17 protein-coding genes are annotated in these 21,573 nt (G+C 36.3%); 9 read left to right on the top strand and 8 right to left on the bottom strand.

The genetic code is table 11. From position 1 onward, the window contains the following. Window positions 1-132: 132 nt before the first annotated feature. Window positions 133-2,715 carry a TonB-dependent receptor plug domain-containing protein gene (locus tag MYP_RS07810; protein WP_045460888.1) on the bottom strand — a complete coding sequence of 861 codons (2,583 nt, stop codon included), beginning with the start codon at window positions 2,713-2,715 and terminating at the stop codon, window positions 133-135. Window positions 2,716-3,423: 708 nt separating this feature from the next. On the opposite strand from MYP_RS07810, the gene MYP_RS07805 reads away from it, so the two are divergent. The 3 genes from MYP_RS07805 to MYP_RS07795 are packed head-to-tail and all read left to right on the top strand — an operon-like array spanning window position 3,424 to window position 9,161. Continuing rightward, entirely contained in the window at window positions 3,424-6,582 is a 3,159-nt protein-coding gene (locus MYP_RS07805) for an efflux RND transporter permease subunit (protein ID WP_045460882.1), read from the top strand. After that, window positions 6,579-7,703 (top strand): efflux RND transporter periplasmic adaptor subunit, encoded by a 1,125-nt coding sequence (locus tag MYP_RS07800; RefSeq protein WP_052430018.1) that lies wholly within the window; start codon window positions 6,579-6,581, stop codon window positions 7,701-7,703. The genes MYP_RS07805 and MYP_RS07800 overlap by 4 nt, the downstream gene beginning before the upstream one ends. Before the next feature lie 6 nt (window positions 7,704-7,709). Next, window positions 7,710-9,161: an efflux transporter outer membrane subunit gene (locus MYP_RS07795; RefSeq protein ID WP_081990431.1), complete on the top strand. Its 1,452-nt coding sequence runs from the start codon at window positions 7,710-7,712 to the stop codon at window positions 9,159-9,161. 2 nt (window positions 9,162-9,163) lie between these two features. Here the strand turns inward: MYP_RS07795 and MYP_RS07790 are convergent, their stop codons facing one another. The 5 genes from MYP_RS07790 to MYP_RS07770 all read right to left on the bottom strand — a co-directional run bounded on the left by MYP_RS07790 (window position 9,164) and on the right by MYP_RS07770 (window position 14,557). Next, on the bottom strand, window positions 9,164-9,607 hold the full coding sequence (locus MYP_RS07790; RefSeq protein ID WP_045460877.1) for a hypothetical protein: 444 nt from the start codon (window positions 9,605-9,607) through the stop codon (window positions 9,164-9,166). Between the two features lie 163 nt (window positions 9,608-9,770). Next, entirely contained in the window at window positions 9,771-9,992 is a 222-nt protein-coding gene (locus MYP_RS07785; protein WP_045460874.1) for a hypothetical protein, read from the bottom strand. Window positions 9,993-10,013: 21 nt separating this feature from the next. Beyond that, complete coding sequence (locus MYP_RS07780; RefSeq protein ID WP_045460871.1) at window positions 10,014-10,205, bottom strand: hypothetical protein; 192 nt, start codon at window positions 10,203-10,205, stop codon at window positions 10,014-10,016. A gap of 128 nt (window positions 10,206-10,333) precedes the next feature. After that, a complete protein-coding gene (locus MYP_RS07775) occupies window positions 10,334-13,465 on the bottom strand; it encodes a PAS domain-containing sensor histidine kinase (RefSeq protein ID WP_045460868.1) in 3,132 nt (1,043 codons plus the stop codon). Window positions 13,466-13,690: 225 nt separating this feature from the next. Continuing rightward, complete coding sequence (locus MYP_RS07770) at window positions 13,691-14,557, bottom strand: type IX secretion system membrane protein PorP/SprF (RefSeq protein WP_045460866.1); 867 nt, start codon at window positions 14,555-14,557, stop codon at window positions 13,691-13,693. A gap of 86 nt (window positions 14,558-14,643) precedes the next feature. On the opposite strand from MYP_RS07770, the gene MYP_RS07765 reads away from it, so the two are divergent. From MYP_RS07765 to MYP_RS07740, 6 genes are all read left to right on the top strand, one after another. Continuing rightward, window positions 14,644-15,222 carry an RNA polymerase sigma factor gene (locus tag MYP_RS07765; RefSeq protein ID WP_045460863.1) on the top strand — a complete coding sequence of 193 codons (579 nt, stop codon included), beginning with the start codon at window positions 14,644-14,646 and terminating at the stop codon, window positions 15,220-15,222. After that, a complete protein-coding gene (locus tag MYP_RS07760) occupies window positions 15,219-16,298 on the top strand; it encodes a hypothetical protein (RefSeq protein ID WP_045460859.1) in 1,080 nt (359 codons plus the stop codon). Before MYP_RS07765 ends, MYP_RS07760 begins: the two co-directional genes overlap by 4 nt. Then, window positions 16,295-17,905: a leucine-rich repeat domain-containing protein gene (locus MYP_RS07755; RefSeq protein WP_045460856.1), complete on the top strand. Its 1,611-nt coding sequence runs from the start codon at window positions 16,295-16,297 to the stop codon at window positions 17,903-17,905. Before MYP_RS07760 ends, MYP_RS07755 begins: the two co-directional genes overlap by 4 nt. Window positions 17,906-18,001: 96 nt before the next feature. Beyond that, entirely contained in the window at window positions 18,002-18,457 is a 456-nt protein-coding gene (locus MYP_RS07750) for a GyrI-like domain-containing protein (RefSeq protein ID WP_045460852.1), read from the top strand. A gap of 121 nt (window positions 18,458-18,578) precedes the next feature. After that, entirely contained in the window at window positions 18,579-19,523 is a 945-nt protein-coding gene (locus MYP_RS07745; protein WP_045460849.1) for a helix-turn-helix transcriptional regulator, read from the top strand. A 63-nt stretch (window positions 19,524-19,586) separates the two neighbouring features. Next, window positions 19,587-20,066, top strand: a complete 480-nt coding sequence (locus MYP_RS07740; protein WP_045460845.1) for a thioredoxin family protein — start codon at window positions 19,587-19,589, stop codon at window positions 20,064-20,066. A gap of 2 nt (window positions 20,067-20,068) precedes the next feature. On the opposite strand, the gene MYP_RS07735 is transcribed toward MYP_RS07740, so the two are convergent. Both MYP_RS07735 and MYP_RS07730 read right to left on the bottom strand, forming a co-directional pair. Beyond that, complete coding sequence (locus MYP_RS07735; protein ID WP_045460841.1) at window positions 20,069-20,872, bottom strand: molybdopterin-dependent oxidoreductase; 804 nt, start codon at window positions 20,870-20,872, stop codon at window positions 20,069-20,071. After that, entirely contained in the window at window positions 20,862-21,542 is a 681-nt protein-coding gene (locus MYP_RS07730; protein ID WP_045460838.1) for a cytochrome b/b6 domain-containing protein, read from the bottom strand. The genes MYP_RS07735 and MYP_RS07730 overlap by 11 nt, the downstream gene beginning before the upstream one ends. Between the last annotated feature and the right edge of the window lie 31 nt (window positions 21,543-21,573).

Below are 21,573 nucleotides of genomic sequence, written 5' to 3'. Positions count from 1 at the left end.
TAGATAACGCAAAGTATTTAATGGCCCGAGCTTCTGTCAAAAAATTAGAGTATATCATTATAAAGCAAAAGTTGAAAGTTAAAAGTTATTAAAACTTTCAACTTTCAACTTTATACTTTCAGCTTTCGCTTCTTATAGACCAAATTTGTAGTTAAGTTTTACTGCAAATGAAGTTCTGTCTACACCAAAAAGGTCTGTATGTTCCATTGAATTACCAGACTGTTGCCATCTCAGAGAATTGATAGATCTTGCTCCGGAAAGGATGTCATAAGCATAAACCGAGAATGATAATTTTTCATTAGCCTGAATGTTCACACTCAAGTTCCATTTTACCATTAGGCTGTTATGAATTCCAAGATAAGGATATTGATTATTGTATCCATAAGAAGAGCCATAATCAGCAAGAATTGGATTGTTTTGATTAGCTGTGCTATATGTATGAATATCACGACGTCCGGTCAATCCCCAGAATAATCTTGCATCTGTATGAAGTGTCAACCAGCTTGTTGGCTTGTAATCAAGATAAATCTTTGTGATGTTTGAAACAAGGTTCAGGAAGTTCTTTCCATCCACGGTAATCTGATCACGGATTGAGTTGATACGAACCGTAGTAACAGAGTCTTTTGTAGGATCTACATTGCTCTTCACTGGTTTAGGAGTATATTTATAAACACCATTTCCTACAGATGCAGAATCATAACCATTGAATACATTCAACTGATATTCTTCGTAGTAATCGGCAACCTTTGTATTCGCAATTTTTGATAAAACATGGTTAATTCCCAAAGTTACATTTGAAGAATTGTAGCGTATATCAAGTTCAGCATTCATAAAGCTATAAGATCCTGAGTTAACTACTCTGAATATTTGCTGGTTCCATGTAAACAGGTCTTTCACTGTATTGTATGAAAGTGATGGCAATACGCTAAGACGATTATCAAGTAAAGAGTGCACCGAAGTTAATTCAATTGAACTGGATCTTTCAGGCTTCAACCTGTGAAGGATTTCGGTAGTTACAGGAGGAATCGGAGTTGAATTTGGCCCTGGTTTCTCGTATGGTTTTTCATAGTGATAGTCATTTCCTGCAAATGGCTGTCCATCGTCTCCAATTGTGTTCCTATTAAACTCATAGTTGTCTGCGTTACCATTATTTGCTGATGTCTGGTACATCACTTTAAAGATATTGTTCTCATTCGCTTTTGCTACAAGTGCAATCTTAGGAGTTACTACGCCTCCGAATTGCGCTGTACGTGTGTGTCTGTCATATCTTAAACCAAACTGAGCATTCAATTTTTCAGACAACTTATATATACCTTCAGCGAAAACTGCATGGTTGGTATATATTACATCCGATACAATCGGGTGACTTCTTTTTTCATCCTGAGAGTTGTAACCTGCCATATCTTTACCAATGTCAAATAATCTAAATTGGTAACCAACTGCAAGTTGCAATTTCGGAACTGTTTTAAGCATATACATGGCAGAAGCATTATATCTGCGTTCACCAAAAGTCTCAACTCTCCAAGGATGTCTGTCTGATGAATAACTGTTAGCAGAAGCAACAACAGCGCTCTTCATATCTTCGAGCTGAATACGGTTTGTATTCATATCGAAGCCAGCATTCAGAATTACGCTATTGTCTTTAACGGGAAGTTCGTATGAAAATTGATTAGTAAAGTTGTTTATTACATATTGTCTTCTGTTAGTGTTACCTGGTTCGATTTGTCCATAAAATCCTTTTATGTTTCGCAGCTGCCCGTCTATCATTCGATCCGGGGCAAGGGTATCTGAATTTACAAAATCCGGCCATCCGTCAACAGGGAAATAGCCAGAAGCATTTGTTACCTGATGTGTGTAACGGCTATAATATCTGAAATTTTTGTAATTGTAATCAACGCCGAATCGATAGTTACCAGGAGTTGACCAAGCACTACCTGAAGTTGGGACTCCATCGGCAGGAGGATTTTCCATCCACTGAGGATAAGGCCAGTGAGGTCTTCCATATAGACGGCCTCTCTCCGTACCAATACCATCTGATTGTCTGTAACCACCTGTAATAACTATATTGGAATGTTCATTAATTTTAGAGGCAGCAGACAATTCATATTGACGGCTAAAGTTTTCTCCATTCCAGGTTCCCTGAGTAACCGAAGCCTTTACTTCATCCTTTTTATAACGCTCTGTTACAATGTTCACTACACCTCCAATAGCTCCGGAACCATAGATAAGACCAGATGGTCCACGGATAATCTCTACTCGTTCAATATCTCCCAGCATACCAAGATCAAGCTCCATGTTTGCACCATCTCTTGCCTCAGTATTCATCTTATGACCATTTACAAGGAAAATGAATTTAGTATTTCTGTCTGCAGCAACACCCCGCATTCCCCAGATAACACCATTCCATTTATTGTACATGTATTGAAATCCGGGCACATAAATCTCAAGTAATTCGGAAAGATGTCTTGCTCCTGAAAGATGGATTTGATCCTGATTAATCACTGTCAAACTCAGAGCTGAGTTTTTAAGATCAAGATCCAGGAAAGATCCGGAAGTTATCTTCATATTCAACAATTCTTCCAATGAGAGTTCGAGTAGGTCTCCCTGAGCTGCTTCTGTGCTCTCGGTCGGGTTTTGACCGAAAACCTTTGTAGGTTCTAAACTTGTCAGAGATGCTATTGCAATAGCCATCCCAACAATTCTTTTCTTACTCATATTTGCTATCTGGTTAATTTTCTGATACTTGTTAGTGGTCGATTTTTACGCTACCCTCTAACAATTGTTAATTTGGGGCTACTAAGACACCAGAATACCATGTAAGAAAATTAACCTTTTCGTCATAAAATATAGCTTAAAAATTCTCAAGTCGTCTTCGAAATTTTGTCGTTGGTCTATCTAGGCCTCAAATCTGAAAGGCCAAAGAAAAGGTTGTGTAAAAAAAAAAGAAAAAATAAAACAATTCTGCCTCACAACAATACAAAACACTAAAAAACAGCAAGTTATATTCAAATATAATTATTTCAAGTTGTCGTTAGTATTTTTTTGATTTTATCCGATAATCCAACGTTTTTCAAAAAAATCTCTTGTCAATTTTTCAATAATTCACTGTTATTTGTTCTAAAAAATTTTATACAAACAGGCATATTATGCCTAAATTCAAAGATTTACACCTTCACTCACTTAATCCTATTTTAAAATGTGGATTGTCAAATTAATCCATTGGATCAATTTAAATTTGAATAGTTACTTTATCCTGCATAAATACCAAAATAAAAAGATTGCTCTCATAGATCACTTTATTAATACGCATTTTAGTCTGTTATCATTTTTTCAACTAAATAAATTCTTAACATTTTTCTGTCTACAAAAACCTTTACATTTTCCAACGGTTACTTCAAGTGCAGCAATTAAACCCACTTGCAAATGTGGATTGTAAGATTAGCATTAGACAGGCCTTATACTTTTGTAGTAGTTTCACTGCTGATTCTGATACTCGGACTCGTGGCTATCAGCAGAATGGCTGTTGATATATTTCCAAACATAAACATTCCTGTAGTAAGCGTTATTTGGAGTTACAATGGCATTTCACCTAAAGAGATGGAGCAGAGGATTGTAACAGTATGTGAAAGAGCCTATACAACAACTGTAAATGACATTGAACACATAGAATCTCAATCGTATCGGGGAGTTTCAGTCATCAAAATCTATTTCCAGCCTGGAGCAGAAGTGGAAGCAGCAGTTGCTCAGCTTGCGTCAAGTTCATTAAGCTTATTAAGGATTCTTCCTCCTGGAACAACCGCGCCTTTAATATTGAGATACAACGCTTCCAATGTACCTATTTTGCAGATAGCGTTGAGCAGCCAAACTTTACCAGAGCAAGCCATTAATGACATTGCCACAAACTTCATCCGCACCGGATTAGCAACAGTACAAGGAGCACAAATACCGTTGCCCTATGGAGGAAAACAACGAAATGTAATGGTCGATCTTGATATAGAAGCTCTCAATGCCAAAAACCTGTCTCCAACTGATGTCTCGAATGCACTGGTTTCACAAAACCTGATATTGCCTGCCGGAACAGTAAAAATGGGTGAAAAGGAATATGATGTTAAACTTAACTCCAGTACAGACGTTATTGATGCCCTTAATTATATGCCCATAAAGGAGGTCAATGGAGCTGTGATCTATGTAAAAGATGTTGCTTATGTACATGAGGGTTATTCCATTCAGACAAATATTGTTCGTTTTAACGGAAAAAGAGGAAGCTTTCTTACCATATTAAAGGCAGGTTCTGCATCTACAATTGACATTATTGATCGGGTAAAAAAAGCCCTTCCGGAAGTTTTATCAACGGTAACTGATGAGCTTGAACTAAAATTACTTTTTGACCAGTCTCTTTTTGTGAGAGCTTCAATTAACAATGTCGTAAAAGAAGCTGTTATTGCCGCATGTCTAACTGGGTTAATGATTCTTCTGTTCCTTGGAAGCTGGAGAAGTACTCTGGTAGTTGTTCTTTCTATTCCTCTCAGTATTCTGACTTCTATAATAGTGTTATATGCCCTTGGACAAACATTGAACATCATGACTCTTGGTGGCCTTGCACTGGCGGTAGGAATTCTTGTAGACGATGCCACAGTAGAGATAGAAAATACTACAAGAAATCTGATACTTGAAAAGCCTCTGAAACAGGGCATACTTGATAGTGCACAAGAAATAGCTTTACCTGCGTTGGTAAGTACCTTTGCAATTTGCATAGTTTTTCTTCCTATTTTTTTTCTTTCAGGAGTTGCACAGTCTTTGTTTTCTCCTCTTGCGATTTCTGTAATATTTGCAATGATGGCTTCTTATTTCCTCTCAAGGACTTTTGTACCCGTCTCTATTCAATACCTTATGGGAAAAGAGTTACATCTTTATCAACCACATCGATATCCTGATACAAAAGCCAACTCTGCAATATGGAAGATTCATAAGCGGTTTGACAAATGGTTTGAGAAAATGAGAGAACGTTATAGAAGGGTTCTTGACGGAGCGCTTTCTGGTAAAGCTTTTGCGATTATCCTCTTTATATGTTTTTGCATAATCAGCTCTGCATTGTTCCCATTCCTTGGAAAAGATTTTTTTCCCAAAGTTGATGCTGGACAATTCAGGCTGCATATAAGAGTTCCAAGTGGAACAAGGATAGAGCAAACGGAAATAATATTTGGCAAGGTAGAAGACATTATCAAGGAAATTATTCCTCCTGAAGAACTGGATCTGATGCTGGATAATATGGGATTGCCCAATAGTGGAATTAACCTTGCCTGGGGAGGTTATTCATCAATAGGATCATTTGAAGGTGAAATACAGGTGTCACTAAAAAATCAAAGTGTTCCTTCAGAAGTTTACATGAAAAAAATTCGAAAGACTGTTAACGAAAGAATACCTGGACTTGAAATTAGCTACCCTCCTTCTGACATTGTTACTCAGATTCTTAATTTTGGCATCTCTGCACCTATAGATATACAAGTAATAGGAAGAGATCAACAATCCAATTATAGAATAGCTCTCGAAATAGCCGATAAGGTTTCTAAAATTCCAGGAGCCACAGATGTATATATTCCCCAAGTTTTCAATATTCCCCAGGTTAAAGTAAACGTCGACCGTACAAAAGCTCAACAAATAGGTTTAACCCAAAGAGATGTTGCCAATAGTGTATTGATATCCCTCTCCTCCAGCGGACAAACAGCGCCTAACTTCTGGTTAGATCCCAAAAACGGGATTAGTTATTTTGTTGCAGTTCAAACACCTCAATATAAAATAAATTCTATAGAAGATCTGGGGAAAACAACGATAACGTCAAGTCAGTTGAAACAGCCCCAGTTACTAACTAACCTTTCAGAATTTGACAGATCTGTTACTGCAGGACTTGTATCTCATTATAATGTACAGCCTGTTATTGATATATTCGCAAGCGTTCAGGATACAGATCTTGGAAGTGTATCGGACAAGATCAATGAAATCATAAATGAAATAAAATCACAACTGCCCAGAGGCACTTCTATAGAAGTCAAAGGACAAGTCCAAAGTATGAACTCCTCCTTTAAAGGTTTGGCTCTGGGTTTGATCTTTGCCATACTATTGGTATATCTGCTTATGGTCATCAATTTTCAATCATGGCTGGATCCTTTCATCATACTGCTTGGACTTCCAGGAGCATTATCGGGGATAGCCTGGATATTATTCTGCACACAAACACCTATAAGCGTTCCTGCGCTTATGGGTGCGATTATGTGTATGGGAGTAGCTACTTCTAACAGCATTTTGCTTGTTACTTTTGCAAACGATGAAATGCTCACAGGAAAAAATGCATATGAATCCGCTTTATCTGCAGGATATACGAGATTAAGGCCCGTTATTATGACAGCTCTGGCTATGATTATTGGAATGCTACCGATGTCTTTAGGACTTGGAGAAGGTGGTGAACAAAACGCTCCACTTGGAAGAGCAGTAATAGGAGGGCTCATTGTTGCTACTTTTACTACACTTTTTATAGTTCCGATATTCTATAGTGTGTTTAAAGGTAAAAAGAAAAGTATTGCATGAAGAAGCGTAAACTAAAATTATTGCCGATACTATTATTGATAGTAATACTTGTAGTATTTTTCCTTATCGGCCTGCTACCAAAGCTCAGAAATAAAAAAATGCTTAATGAAGAAGCAAATATAAAAATCAATTCAACACAACCTGTAATTCTGGTAAAAGCGATAAGAACAAAAGATACTACCTCTATTGAACTTCCGGGAGAAGTAAGAGCCTATAAAGAGACTCAAATTTTTGCCCGAGTGAACGGATATATAAAAAAGTGGTACACTGATATCGGGACCTCAGTAAAAAATAATCAGTTACTTGCCGAAATTGAAACTCCGGAGATAGATCAGCAGCTTGCTCAGACCAAAGCTTCGTTGTCGCTCGCAAAAGCGAACTACGACAGAGTTTCCAGTGTGCAGATTCCGGGAGCAGTTTCCAAGCAAGAGATAGATCAGGCAAGAACAAGCTATGAGGCCAATCTGGCTATTGTAAGACAAACTGAAGCCATGCTTTCCTTTAAAACAATCAGAGCTCCTTTTGCAGGAATTGTCACCGCAAGAAATGTTGACTTCGGAAGTCTTATTAGTCCGTCAAATACTACTCCGATGTTTAAAGTAGAACAAATTGACTTATTAAGAACATATGTAAATGTTCCTCAAGTATACTCTGCCAATATAACAGAAGGTATTTCTGCTGAAATTATTCTTGAGAAATATCCAGAATACATCATTACTGGAAAAGTGGCAAGAACGGCTGAGGCTCTTGATCCTTCCAGCCGAACCTTACTTACAGAAATCCATGTCAAGAATCCAGATCTTAAACTAAGACCAGGTATGTATGTGCAAGTCAGATTTAAGCCTGCAAGAGAAAGTGAGGTAGTCCTGATTCCTGCAAATACCCTTATCGTAAGAGCAGAAGGTACGGAAGTTGCTACCCTGAATAAAGATAATACTATCAAACTTAAAGAGATTAAGATAGCCAGGGATTATGGAAAATTTCTTTCAATATACAGTGGAATCAACGGTGATGAATGGCTAGTTACAAACCCCACAGATAAGCTTTCTAATGGAATTAAAGTAAATGTAGTTGGAAAACAACAAGCAACTTTCGCTCAAGATACAGGTAAGCAAAAGTAACAAACAATGAAACCCTATGCACATATTATTCGCCATTGTCCTTACTCGAACCTACTGGTATTGAACATATATCTGTTATTATCTTGCTCCTTTCGTCCTGATAATAGCAGATTAAAAGAGATCAAAGAAAGTTATGAGAGTGGACAATGGAAAATTTATACTTATCAAAAATCTTCAGATACTATAAATAGTAACTTCCAAGCCTGGTGGACCATATTCAATGATCCCACACTTGATTCTCTGGAAGAGATTGCTGTAAAAGCCAATCCGGATATCAGAAATGCTGTTGCACGATTGGACGAAGCAAGAGCCAATATAAAACTTTCAGCTTCAGACTTATTTCCTGCAATACTTTTTAATCCATCAGTAACAAGAAATCAGCTTTCACAGAACCGGCCTAATCCATTCCAGACAACAGGGAATCAACTTCCGGGTGTGATCATTAATACTTTTCAGCTTCCTTTGGATTTTGATTATGAAATTGACTTATGGGGTAAATACAGAAATAATGTTCGGGCTGCCAGGCATAACTTTGCCTCTTATTCTGCAGACATGAACGGGGTTTTATTGTCTATAACAACTGATGTAGCTTATTACTATATGTTGATAAGAGTTACTGATCTTAAGATTAACATATATACGAAAGCTCTTCAAACGAGGAAAGACAACCTTGTCCTTACAGAAGAACGTTATAGGGTCGGATTAATCACATTACTTGATTTAAGCCAGACTCAGAATGATTATCAAACCATCCAGTCACAGTATTACGATCTGCAGAACTACAGAAATGCGGCGGAGCATGCCCTTGCCATGCTATGCGGACTTCCGGCTTATAGCTTTTCCTTACCGAAAAAAGACTGGAATATTCAACTCCCACAAATACCTGAAGGTGTTCCTTCAGATCTTTTAAAACGAAGGCCAGATATACAGCGTCAGGAACAACTTGCAGAAGCTGCCAATGCTTCAATTGGTGTTTATAAAGCATACAAATTTCCGTCTCTTATACTTACCGGTTCGGCAGGCACATTAAGTAGAGATGTAAGTACCCTTCTTTCGTCTGACAGTAAAACCTGGCTGCTTGGCGCAACTCTTTCTTTACCCCTATATCGGGGAGGCAGGAATACAGCTTTGATTCAAATGGCAAAAGCACGATATCTTCAAACAACCGCAGCGTATGAAAAAGTTGTTTTATCATCATTCAGAGAAGTAGAAGATGCACTTAACACACTTGCTCAAAGAAAAGAGCAATCTATTCTTCAGGATTCCATCATTAAAACTTCCGAACTAACAGCCATGCTTTCCAGAGAAAGATATTCCAAAGGATTGGTAACATATTATGAAGTAGTAAACAATGAAAGAACAGCGCTGAATGCACAAAGCATTGCAGCACAAATTCGGGGAGATCAGTTTACATATACAATTTATCTTATAAAGGCACTAGGAGGCAGCTGGCAATAATGCTACTCAGAAATCCATAAACTTTTTATTTCTTTAAGATCATCAGAAACTTCTTTTTTTATTCTTAATAAAACAGCTTTAGAATTTTCATCAGCATCCGGAGAATTTTCAATAATTTCAGCAATATCTTCTATTGTCCCTTCCTCAGCCTGGACAAACGCATCAAACACCGTTTGTTCTTTATTGATACCCCCATTTTCTATTGCACTGCCAAGGTCTGACCAGATGTTTTTAGAAAATGAAATTTCAAACCGATCTTCAATGTTGGTGCTACCCTGAATTTTATTTAGTTCTTCTTTTAGGATCAGAGATTTTCTGAAATGATTATGCATAAGTTCGTGCACGGGACGTGCCAAAGTAAGCGAAAAAGCTTTTCTATAAGCTTCTTGTCTGGATGAAAGGATTTCATTAAGGGCATTAACAGAATTTACAGCTTTATTTTTCATATGAATATCCTCCTTTTATAAAAAAACATCAGGTGACCGGAAATTAGTTTGAATTGTACCTTCAAACATTTTAAATCATGATTTCCGGTCCCGACATCTTTTACAATCTCAATGGAAAACAATTGAATAAATTAGAAATCAGTTCATTTTTGATGAATGTATATCAGATCCTTCTGGCTTCATATCCGGCATTATGAACCATCTCTATAATTGAATGTGCATCTAACTCCTGACTAGATACAGTTAATTCGGGTTCTTCTCCAAATGGCTCTACATACCAGTAGTCTATACCCGGACTGTCATCAAAAACAGATCTGATTTGCTGAATACATGGTACACAATCTATATTGGTTTTAAACTTAAAGGTTCTTGTTCTTTCCTCCATACTAATTCCCTCCTTTTGATTTTATTCATCCCCCTCCTGCAGATCGTCAAATGAAAATTCTACGCTGGATGTGTAGTTAAGATCTATCTTGAATGCAGTGGAGATACCTCCTAGTGATTGTTCGTTTACACCTCCTGATTTATTTTTTTTCTCATTTACACTATTTAATTCCCCATCTTTTCCCGAAATTCTGTTTTTCTTACTCTTTTTCATTCGATCCACTTATTAATTATACAACACTGGCACTAAAAGAAATACTTCCCTAACAGAAAATAAAAAATCCTGAGAAGTCAATATAAAATAAAGACTAATCTCAGGATTCAATTGTTATTAAAGATAGATTATATTTTCAAAAAGATATTAAAAACAGTTCCTTCTCCCGGATTGGAGTTTACTTCGATTTTACCACCGTTATTATCTACAATTCTTTTAACTATCGACATTCCGATTCCAGTACCTTCCACCCCATAATCTATTCTTTTAAATGGAGCAAACACTTTTGGATAATCTTCTTTTCTTATACCCTTTCCATTGTCCTGAATTGCAAGCAGAATTATATCTTCAGATACCAACTCTGTTCTTATTCCTACAACAGGCTTGCGTTCTATTGACTTATATTTTATTGCATTGGATAGCAGATTAAATAAAATACTTCTCATATTCTTCTTTCTGAACTTAAGTGATTTGACCTTAAAATCTTCCAGAATGATAGCTTCGCTTCCTTCTATCAGATCTTTAATACTGTCTTTCACCTCCTCAAGTACTTCATTCAGATTTACTTCCTGAATAAGGAAAGGATCTTCTTCTGTCTTGGCTACTTCAGAAAGGTCGCTGATTGTTTTCTTAAGAATGCTTATAGACCGAGTAACAAGGTTAATGAGGAAATTAAGTTTAACATTATTAGGATCAGGATTTAACTCATTAAGGAGCAGTTCCATTAATGATTCAAGATTTCTCACAGGTGAGGTAAGATCGTGAGATGCCATATATACAAAATTGTCTAGCTCTTTATTTATTTTCTTAAGTTCTTCATTTTTTGTATTGAGCTGATTATTGATATCACTGAGTTTCACCTGAGCAGATGCGAAATTATTCAGCATCATTCTCTGATCGTGAATGTCTGTGGATGTACCTACCCACTTTACATTCTTTCCATTTTCACCTTTTATAGGCACTGCTCTGGAGAGGAACCATCTGTAATCGTTCAGACAGTTCTTGAGTCTGTATTCAACACTATATTCTGCACCGGTTCCGAGACTTTGGTTCCATTTGTAAAGCGCTTTACTTAAATCATTCTGATGAATAAAATTAAACCATCCATTACCCTTGAGGTCGTCAAAAGATTTACCTAAGTACTCTTCCGACTTTCTATTCGTAAAAATGATTTCTCCTGTTTCATTTGTAATCCAGACGAGCTGCGGCATAGACTCAGCAAGAGTTCTATAAGTTTCTTCACTTTCAAGAAGTCTGGACTCAATGGTTTTTATTTCTGTTATTTCTGTAAGACATCCTACTATTCTTATCACCTTCCCCTTTTCATCTCTTATTACAAAACCCCTGTCTATGACATAACCATAAGTTCCGTCATTCTTGCAAAACTTATATTCATTTCTCCAATTTGATTCCTGAGAAAAGAATATACATTCAAAGCTATCAAGAATACGGGTTCTGTCATCAGGATGGATTCTGGTTTTCCAGTAATCAAGCCCCGCTTTACCTTCCAAATTCTCGAAACCGAAATGCGCTTTATAAGCATCGTTAAACCAGAATTCGTTAGTAATAAAATCCCAGTCCCACATAGAATCATTAGTCGCATTGGATATTAATCTGAACCTTTCGTTGCTTACGGATAAATCGAGGGTTCTTTCTTTAACCTTTATTTCAAGTTCCTCATTCAATTCTTTAAGGGCCTTGGAAATCCTCTCCAGCTGAAGCTTTGACTTTTCCAGGTCCAATTCAGCTTTCTTTCTTTTTGTAATATCCATGATACTTCCAACAAGTTTTTTCTCACCTGCATTATCAATGAATATAGTTGCCTTCATCCAGCAATAGATTTCCCTTCCCATGATTGTCTTCACTTTGCATTCAAGCTCCCATGGTTCATTAGTTTCAATGATGGTTTCAACAAAGGTCATGATGTTCGATCTGTCGTACTCTTCAACGCAATTCTGAATATCCTTGAAAGTAATAGTTCCTTTGGAAGGATAATCAAACATCTTTCGGAGTTCAGGAGTCACTTTGAAATTATCAGATTTTAATTCCCATTCGAAAGAACAGATATTTGCGGCTTCTTGAGATTGGTAAAGGAAAATTTGATTTTTTCTTAATTCTTCAAGTGCATCAACCCTTTCGGTATAATCTTCAAAACTAATAATACAGGAGTCTTCATTTCGCACTGCTGATATCCTTAACCAGTTAGAAAATCCATCTTCCCCGTAATAAACTTCGTTTGTGCTGGGCTCCCCCGTCGTCATAACATCTTTGAACTGATCAAGTATGCCTAGTTTTATGAGACCAGGATATTCTGCAAAGAACCTTTTCCCACGCAATTCTCTGAACTTTTTATTAAGAAACTTTTCGGTAAAATGATTAAAAAATACTGGTTGAAAATCTGTTACATACTTATCTTCATTTCGGACTGGCTTGAGCATCATAAAACCCATCCCTGAAGAATGAACAATCCCTGACAAGAGGCTGTCTGTGCGTTTTCTATAAGTTATATCCTGAAAATATCCAAGAAGGCGGACAAGCTTTCCGGCTTCATTAAGTACAGGCTTAGCCTTTCCTAAAATGTATTTCAGATTTTCATTAGGAGTTATAATTCTGTAGTTAAAATCAATAGATCTTTTTTCTTCACGGGCACAATCAATTACCTGAATAACTTTTGAAATATCTTCAGAATGAACATAGCAAAAAAGGTCTTCCAGACGTATTGGTCCATCCGGAGTAATTTCAAATATATCATAGATCTGATTAGAGCAAAAAGTATAACCAGTCATTATATCCATTTCCCACCGGCCAACTCTGGCAAGAGATTCAACCTCTTCGATCAAACCATCTTCACTTAAAACTTCCGCTTCTACAAAACCCGGACCTGTAATTTGAGTAAGACATCCGATACCTCCGAAAAATTTTCCATCTGTATCTAAAACAGGGAATATATTTCCTTTAAAATAAACTTTTTTACCAGGTTTGAATGAATATCTTGTAAGGGGAATTTCTACAATTTCTCCATCCTTGACCTTATTATATAAAGCGGCAAAAGAGTCAGGCCAGAAAACATCATTATAACTGAGTTTTACTGCGAGCCGTGATGGATAGTCTGTCAATAATTCCAGAGAGTTATTCCAGAAAAATATCTTCCCGAATTCATCAAAAGCGAATATTCCATCGGAAGACCTTTTCAGCGTTTTGATGAAGGTCTCCTTCCACAAAACTGATTCATCTATCATTATTCCGGAAGGGTTCAACATAATTGAATCTTTAAAAGATTTATTTAACTGAATTCAAAGGACCTTAAAGATAAAAGTAAAAAAACTTTTCGACCTTAGCGAAGCCAACTTATTAATAATTAAACACTTAAACAATACCTAAAATTAAGTATTTTGAATACTCATAACTAAAAAGCAGTTTTATTGTTTTTTAACTATTCTAATAAATTGTTTAACAATTCACTGAAATTAAGATTCTATTCTTTATCAGTTAATCCTATAACCAAAATTTATCTCTACCGAATTAAAGCCATACTTTAATTTGCTTAAAACACCTGTATTATAAGCAAAGCAAATAAAAATTTTATCATCCCCTAGATTGGCCTGTACAGACCCGATTAGAGCAAGACCTTCTCTGCTTTTATATGCTCCCCCCAGACTGATTATGTCATTATAACTTCCTTCCATGGCTATGTTTAAAAGGTCTGAATTTAAAGGTAAAAGCTGATAGATTAAATTACCTCTTAATTTAAGTAAAGGGCTTAAGTCCTTTTCCTGACTTAGTAAAAAATTGTAATACCTTCTGAGTTTTACATTTGCCTTTAAAGGATTAGATTCAGCATTGAAAACCTGTTGTGAAGATATTCCTGAAAAAAATTTTTTTCGCCTGAATGTAATACCAACTGATCCGTCTGGCATCGTTGAATTACCGGATGCCGTTGCAGAAGGTGCTGAAAAATAAACTTGTGTAAACCCTGCTGCTAATCCTGCAGAAAGAGAAGTTTCCTCGGCAAATGGAATAACATATGCATAATTAAAATAAGCTCTGGGTTTGTCTATATATGGACCTTCTTTATCATTAGAAAAAAATATCCTGGCAAGATGAGCTGCATTGTTTTCCTTTCTGAAAACTCTACTACAAGTCAGTGAATAACTGGCAATCTTCTGGAATGCTCCGGTTCTTTGCCTGTACATGGAAAAAAATTCTGCTTTAGAATCTTCCTGGACAAATCCAGGATTAACAATAGCCGTATTATTAAAGTAGGTAGTATAATTTTCCGGAAACAGATCTGTAACCTGCGCAGAAACAGCTAGATACCAAAAAAGAAAAATAATTAAAAGACAAAAGCGCATCCGGCCTAAAATTCAAAGGTGAACATATAAAATTATTTACCCAACTTCGTTACCTACCGTTTCCTGAAATGTATTAGAAATAGCTTGTGAAAATTTCAGAAGAACAAATACCGGACTTAATACGCAATGGCAAAGATAAGGAAGTTATTCCTCATCTTTATAAAAAAGTATTTCCTCTTGTTGAAAATTATATCCGAAAAAATTCGGGAAGAAAAGAAGATGCTTCTGATGTATTTCAGGATTGCCTTCTGCTTTTCTATAAACAAGTAATCAAAAATACATTTGATCCTAAGTATAAGGTTTACGGATACCTTTACAGGATCAGCATTAATCTGTGGATTAATAAAATTAAGAAAGAACAAAGAATTCAGTACCTGGAAACAGTCGGTGATGAAGCATTTGAAGAGGAACCCTCTCCATGGGACCGACCACAAGAGCGTACTGATGAGAATGTTATTAAATCATTATTCTCAGGAATTGGAGAAAAATGTGTGGAACTGCTTACCAATACTGTTTATTATAACCTCTTAATGGAAGATATAATGATCAGGATGGGCTTCAGCTCTATTGACGCAGTAAAAATGCAACAAAAGAGATGTAAACAAAAATTGATTAAAGAAATAGAAAATAATCCTGCTCTTGCAGATAAGCTAAAAGGAATATGAAGCGTGAAGGTTCTACATATAGCCAAATTGAAGATTATATCCATGGAAGGCTTACAACTGAGGAGTTATTGGCATTTGAAACGGAATTATCTAATGATTCTGATCTGGCAAAAAGAGTAAAGCTTCATAAGCTTGCGGACGATCTTATAATAGAAAACAGGCTACTTGAGGTAAGCGCACTGATAAAAAGTCAGTCTGGCAACTCTTCTTCAGTAAAGATAAAATATACAGCTATCTCAATATTTGCTGCAACTCTTGTTGGCTTTGCAGGATGGTTTTGTTTTCAGAATTATTCAAAAAAACCTTCACATAATCGATATCAGGCATATCAGGAAACTATCCCTGAGATCAAAGAAGCAATTCCTTCAAAACCATTTAATGATAAGAATACACCAACAGTCCAAAAAAATAAAGTAAAAACGAAAAGCAACCAGGCTGAGATTTCAGAATCTGTTACTCCTGGTAATAAAGTTGACAGCCTTCCTATTTTCCAAATGGAACTGACTGAAACCGAAGAAAAAAAATCAGTCATTTCAATAATCTCCGATAAAAATAATGCTGTAGAAAAGCTAAGTCTGAACCCATGCGAGAAAACAGAGCTGAGAGCCTCCGTAAAGACAATCGAAACCTGTGAAGGAGAAGAACAAGGAGCAATCAAGGTTCAACAAATTAATGGAGGAACTGAGCCATATACTTACACAGTATTTGATGGTGAAGAAATAAAAGATGCAACTAGTTTACCATCTGGCTCATATAAACTTATAATTTCCGATGGCAACGGATGTAAAAAAATATTTGATAATCTGATAGTGAAAAATAAAAACTGCCCTAAAGATTATTCCTTTAATCCATATATAGATGAAAACTGGGAGATTCCGTCCATGGGCAAAGCTGGCAAGCTTTTGATATATGACGCATCAGGAAATATATATTTTGAAAAACAAGTTGCAGAGGGTGATAAAGAACATTGGTCCGGAGAAGGTAAAAGCGGAGAAATTAAGCCGGGATATTATATCTTTGTTTTTGACAGAGGTAAGGGTGGTTTGGTACAGGGCAGCGTAACAATAGTAAAATGACAAAAAAGGCATCCATATTAATTATTCTTTTTTGGGGGATCCAAGGTATTCTGTATGCACAGAATATTGCCATACCTGACAAAAACTTTCTTGCCTTCCTAAAAAAAGAATTCTCCAAAGTCATTAATAATGATAGTCTGATTTTAGAAAAAGCGAAAGTAATAGATGGCACTCTTGACTGTTCGGGAAAAAACATTCAGTCAATAGAAGGCATTCAGTATTTTACCAGTCTTGAAGTATTAAAAGCTAATAATAACCAGCTTACTTCAGTTCCGGATATTTCAAATCTGAAAGATATAACGAGGATAGAACTTACTTTTAACAACCTTATTACTATTCCTGATTTAAGTAATCTTACCAAACTTAAAACACTGTTTCTTTACAACAACAGTCTTAAATCTTTACCTGATCTGACTGGGAATACTGCATTAGTTCAGCTTATTGCCTCCAATAATTTTCTGACTGTCCTTCCTGAATTAAACAACCTGATTAGCCTAAAAAAAATAGATGTTGGAAACAACCAGATAACATCAATTCCTCCTGTCGACAAACTCACTTTACTGGAAGAATTAACTGTCTGGAAAAATCAGTTGCAGGCTCTTCCCGATCTGCAAAACAATGTGAACCTTATCAAGGTCAATGCAGGTACCAACAATATTGTATTAACGCCTGATGTAAGCAAAAATGTAAACCTTCAGGAGCTTTCCCTTGACAGAAACTTCTTAACCAAGATTCCTGATATCAGCAACCTTACTAAGTTAAAGAAAGTTGAATTTCACTTAAACCAATTTTCGTTTGAAGATTTCATTCCCCTTAAAGGATATCCAAACTTCCAAAACGTATTTATAATTTCCCCACAGAAAGACTTAGTTGTTAGTAATCAGAATGGTAAAGAATTTTCAGATTTCATCATTCGTACAGGCATTGATTCTTCCATGACAAATAATACTTATGAATGGTATTTTAACGGAAATAAAATAGAAACAACCAGTGAAGATCTCCTTACTATACCAAATATTACAGATGCAAATGAAGGTAAATATATTGTTAAAATAACCAATCCATCTTTCCCAGGTATGACACTTCGTACAGATACTTTTTTAGTATCTGTATCTTCTTGTCTCGACCTGAGTAAACTTACGTTCAATATCTCGGGAATAAATTGTCTGGGTACCGGATCAGTATTAATTAAACTGGAAGGTGAAAATCCTGCAACTCTCAGTTATGAATTAAAATCCCAAAGCACATCAAATACCTTTAAATCGACCTTCGGATCCTTCACCGGGCTTTCTGATGAGTCCTATAGCCTTAAAATCTTCTTGGATGACAAATGCCAGAAGGATTTTCCGGAAGCCATAAAAATTCCCCTTGAACCCTGTGATGAAACCTTCATTACCCCAAATAATGATGGGGATAAAGACGGATTTTTCTTTTCAGAAACAGGAAAGGCTGTAATTTATGATAAAAGCGGCAACAAAATTAAGGAGCTCTCTATTCCTGCGGAATGGAATGGCACATCAGAAAAAGGAAATATTGTTGCTATTGGTTACTACATAGCCAATATTAATAACGGGGCAAACTATATCCGCATAAGCGTCCTCTATTAAAAAATTAATTTTCAGGATTAAACTTACTGCTGACATAAGGCTGTCATAATCGGGCTTTAGGTTTGTGCTAATATTAACATAAACTTAAAGAGAAAAATGGAGACCAAACTCATCCCATCAGGACAATACCTATGTTTTACTACCCAAACAACACTGAACAAATTGCACGAATTTGCTGATAAAGCTGTTAGGGGTGTTTATGAAGCAGTCGCAAAAGGCGGATTAAATGCCTCAGGTCCTATGGAATTTATTTACTTTGACTGTTCCAATGACAGAGACAAAGAATTTACACTGGAAATTGCATTACCAGTAGAGGACAGCATGAACTTTAAAAGCGAAAATCACAAAATCAAAAAATTCGATAATTTTAAATGCCTGTCTCATACACACAATGGAGATTTATTAAACCTTCCTGCCATTTACCAGCAACTTTTTGAAAATGTATATAAAAGCGGAATCAAGCCTACAAATCAGGTAAGAGAAGTATATAAAAGTTTTTCGGGTATGGCATCTAATGATAATATTACCGAAATTCAGATCGGAGTAAATTAAATTCAAATTAATCATTAGTCATTGAAAAGTCCTGCTAACCACTCTCAACAATCATTTTGATTGTATCTTCTAATGAGTTTATCTGACAGGATTCTTCTAAATGCTTAATCCAGGTTAAAATATGAACAGAGTAGATCGCCTTCACGCGATACTTACAATACTGCAAAGCAAGAGGGTGGTAAAGGCTGAAGAGCTCGCCACCCACTTCAATCTCAGCATTCGTACAGTATACAGAGACATTAGAGCACTTGAAGAAGGCGGAATCCCTATAGGGGCAGAAGCAGGAGTCGGATATTTTCTAACAGACGGTTTTCACTTACCTCCAGTTATGTTTACCCACGAAGAAGCGCGAGCACTTCTGCTTGCAGGCAAATTCATTGAACAGCAAACAGATCAGGGTACTGCAAAAAGTTTTAATGATGCACTTACAAAAGTCAGGGCTGTCATTGATAATGATAAAAAAGATGAGTTGGACAGCCTTAATCAAAAAATACTTATTCAGCCATACCCTAACACAAAACCAACTGTAGAGGACCTGAACTTAACACTGATAAAAGGCGCACTTATCACTAATAAAATTTTAAAACTGGACTATTCTACGGCCAGAGAAACGACAGAGCGAGATGTAGAACCAATAGGAATCTGCTTTTACCGCACAAACTGGCACCTGATTGCCTATTGCAGATTAAGAAAGGATTATAGAGACTTCCGACTCGACAGAATCAACAAAATAAAAGTTTCCTCAGAAACCTTTCTCAGAATTAAACATCCTACTCTTAAAGAATACTTTGACAAAATGCTCCAGGAAGAAGAACTCTTCTCTGTAGAAATTAAAGTCAGCAAAGATATATTACCTCACCTCCAGGAAAGCAAATATACTTTTGGTCTGATAGAAGAAAATCCGGAAGAAGACGGAACTCAAATGAGATTTGCCACCTACAGTCTTGACTATTTTGCCAGGTGGATATTAATGATGGGAAATAAAGTGGAAATACTATCACCTTCAGAACTCAGAGATAAAACTTTAAAGCTCGTTGAAGACTTATCCTCTCATTATTTAAAATAATAATTTATATTACACTCTGAAATGGTAATCAAAACACAAAGACATTAATGAGGTTAAGTTAATATGCGGATATCGGGTTTTCTTATAATACTAATTGCAGTCATTGCAATTAATAACTGTATAGCACAGAGCTCCGGAGAAAAAGATTTGACGGGAAAAACCGACATTAAAGAAGTTAATTCAAATTTTCCGTGGTTTTCTGAAGGTTATAATCTTTATCAGCCCGACACAACAATCATAAAACCACTGTCCGACAAAGGAAGTAAACTTTCCTTTATTGTCTTCGGTGGCACCTGGTGCGGGGATACCCAGAGAGAGCTTCCTAAATTTTATAAAATCACAGATGAGGCCAATATTAAAAAAGAAAAGATAACGCTGTACTTGCTTAACCATGATAAAAAATCACCTGAGAAGCTTGAGAAAAAATATAAGATACATTCTATTCCAACCTTTATTATTTTGATCAATGGTAAAGAAGCCGGAAGAATTGTAGAAAGCCCTCAAAACACTTTGGAAAAAGATCTGTTAGAGATTCTAAATTAGAATTACAAGCCTGCATAATAATCATAACCCCTCTCAGCCCAATAATCCGATGGGCGGTTACCGACGAATGTTATTTTTCCAATTCTCTTTATACTTTTGATTCCATACTTTATAGGTACTATAAGGCGTAGCGGAGCTCCGTGCTCAGAAGTGAGTGGTCGGCCGTTCATTTCATAGCAAAGTAAAGTTTGAGGATGTAAAGCACTTTTTATATCAAGTCCTACGTAATAAGCTCCATCTGGAGTTTCCAGCTTTACGTGCTCTGCAAGATTCGTAATTTCGTCATCAGCATTAAGACCTCCCAGTCCGTATTCTATCATAAAGTCAGAAAATTTAGCCCCACCCCAATTAGAAATTTCACTCCATCCTTCTATGCATTTAAACTCAAAAGTAAGCTCTGTTTTAGGTAGCTTCTTAATGTCATCCAAAGTAATCGTCATAGTTAATTTATTCAATTCACGTATAGTTCCGTTGTTTTGAATATTGAGCATCCAGGCATCCAGATCTATTGAACTTTCAAGACCAATCGTTCCATTAAGTCTCGGTTCTAAAGCTGCTTGGTCCTTTGGAAAAACAGGCGCTAAATTTTTATTACTGTAAAATATGTTCGCAACTTCTCTATTCACCTCAAGAATCTTTCTCAGTGGTTTGGATAACCCATCTGCGTCTGCACCAGAAACAAACCATTTGATACCACTCAACAAACCAAATCCTCCCAAGACAAAGACTACAAGTGACTTAATAGTTGTCCTACGCATTTCTTGTTCAGAAATGTTCTTAATATCATTTTCATTGTCATGTTTCATTTTCTTTAGTGTTTTTGCTCATGGTAACAACTTCAATACCTGTAATCATTGATCTGAAATTATTCCATCCTGCCCTTATTACCTGGACGACATGAATAATAAAAAAGAAAACATAACTAAGAGCCAGACAAAAATGAAATAGCCTTGCAGTTTTATAACCACCAAGAAAAGAAGTAAGCCATAAAAGCTGTATAGGCTTGTATATGGCCAATCCGGTAAGGACCGAACCAGCCCCGAAAATAATAATACTTGTATAAGCTATCTGTTGTGCACCATTAAATTTCGTGACAGGAGGAAGTTCTTTCCGAAGGCCAATGTCATGAAGTGTTACTTTTATTGCGTTCTTAAAAGATCCTTTGCCTGGAAGCAAGTATTTCCATTCTCCTGAAAACAGAGTATAACACACATAGGCAAACCCATTAAGCATAAATACCCACATAAACATAAAGTGCCAGGCCATGCCTACAGCAAGATTAAAAGGAATATTAAAGGCTTCATAGAACCATTGAGGAAAAAATTTTACAACCACCAATCCTCCTACCTTTATATTATATTCATCATTGGCCCAGTAAATCCAGAGACCACTCCAGAGCATCATTGCAAGAACGGGGAAATTTACCCAGTGGAACCATCTTATTGCCAATGGATGTTTTTTTCTGACTAGAGGCATGCTTTAAACGAATGAAACAGCAAAGTCAACA

Origin of the sequence: Sporocytophaga myxococcoides (assembly GCF_000775915.1) — a bacterium.
GTDB lineage: Bacteria > Bacteroidota > Bacteroidia > Cytophagales > Cytophagaceae > Sporocytophaga > Sporocytophaga myxococcoides_A.
This window is presented reverse-complemented; position numbering and strand designations above follow the sequence as displayed.

What these genes read in the sequence shown, in the direction of transcription:
- MYP_RS07760 (WP_045460859.1), top strand. Translation starts at nt 15,219, where the DNA reads ATGAAGCGTGAAGGTTCTACATATAGCCAAATTGAAGATTATATCCAT.
- MYP_RS07745 (WP_045460849.1), top strand. Translation starts at nt 18,579, where the DNA reads ATGAACAGAGTAGATCGCCTTCACGCGATACTTACAATACTGCAAAGC.
- MYP_RS07800 (WP_052430018.1), top strand. Translation starts at nt 6,579, where the DNA reads ATGAAGAAGCGTAAACTAAAATTATTGCCGATACTATTATTGATAGTA.
- MYP_RS07785 (WP_045460874.1), bottom strand. Translation starts at nt 9,992, where the DNA reads ATGGAGGAAAGAACAAGAACCTTTAAGTTTAAAACCAATATAGATTGT.
- MYP_RS07810 (WP_045460888.1), bottom strand. Translation starts at nt 2,715, where the DNA reads ATGAGTAAGAAAAGAATTGTTGGGATGGCTATTGCAATAGCATCTCTG.
- MYP_RS07770 (WP_045460866.1), bottom strand. Translation starts at nt 14,557, where the DNA reads ATGCGCTTTTGTCTTTTAATTATTTTTCTTTTTTGGTATCTAGCTGTT.
- MYP_RS07780 (WP_045460871.1), bottom strand. Translation starts at nt 10,205, where the DNA reads ATGAAAAAGAGTAAGAAAAACAGAATTTCGGGAAAAGATGGGGAATTA.
- MYP_RS07730 (WP_045460838.1), bottom strand. Translation starts at nt 21,542, where the DNA reads ATGCCTCTAGTCAGAAAAAAACATCCATTGGCAATAAGATGGTTCCAC.
- MYP_RS07755 (WP_045460856.1), top strand. Translation starts at nt 16,295, where the DNA reads ATGACAAAAAAGGCATCCATATTAATTATTCTTTTTTGGGGGATCCAA.
- MYP_RS07795 (WP_081990431.1), top strand. Translation starts at nt 7,710, where the DNA reads ATGAAACCCTATGCACATATTATTCGCCATTGTCCTTACTCGAACCTA.
- MYP_RS07735 (WP_045460841.1), bottom strand. Translation starts at nt 20,872, where the DNA reads ATGAAACATGACAATGAAAATGATATTAAGAACATTTCTGAACAAGAA.
- MYP_RS07740 (WP_045460845.1), top strand. Translation starts at nt 19,587, where the DNA reads ATGCGGATATCGGGTTTTCTTATAATACTAATTGCAGTCATTGCAATT.
- MYP_RS07775 (WP_045460868.1), bottom strand. Translation starts at nt 13,465, where the DNA reads ATGTTGAACCCTTCCGGAATAATGATAGATGAATCAGTTTTGTGGAAG.
- MYP_RS07750 (WP_045460852.1), top strand. Translation starts at nt 18,002, where the DNA reads ATGGAGACCAAACTCATCCCATCAGGACAATACCTATGTTTTACTACC.
- MYP_RS07790 (WP_045460877.1), bottom strand. Translation starts at nt 9,607, where the DNA reads ATGAAAAATAAAGCTGTAAATTCTGTTAATGCCCTTAATGAAATCCTT.
- MYP_RS07805 (WP_045460882.1), top strand. Translation starts at nt 3,424, where the DNA reads ATGTGGATTGTAAGATTAGCATTAGACAGGCCTTATACTTTTGTAGTA.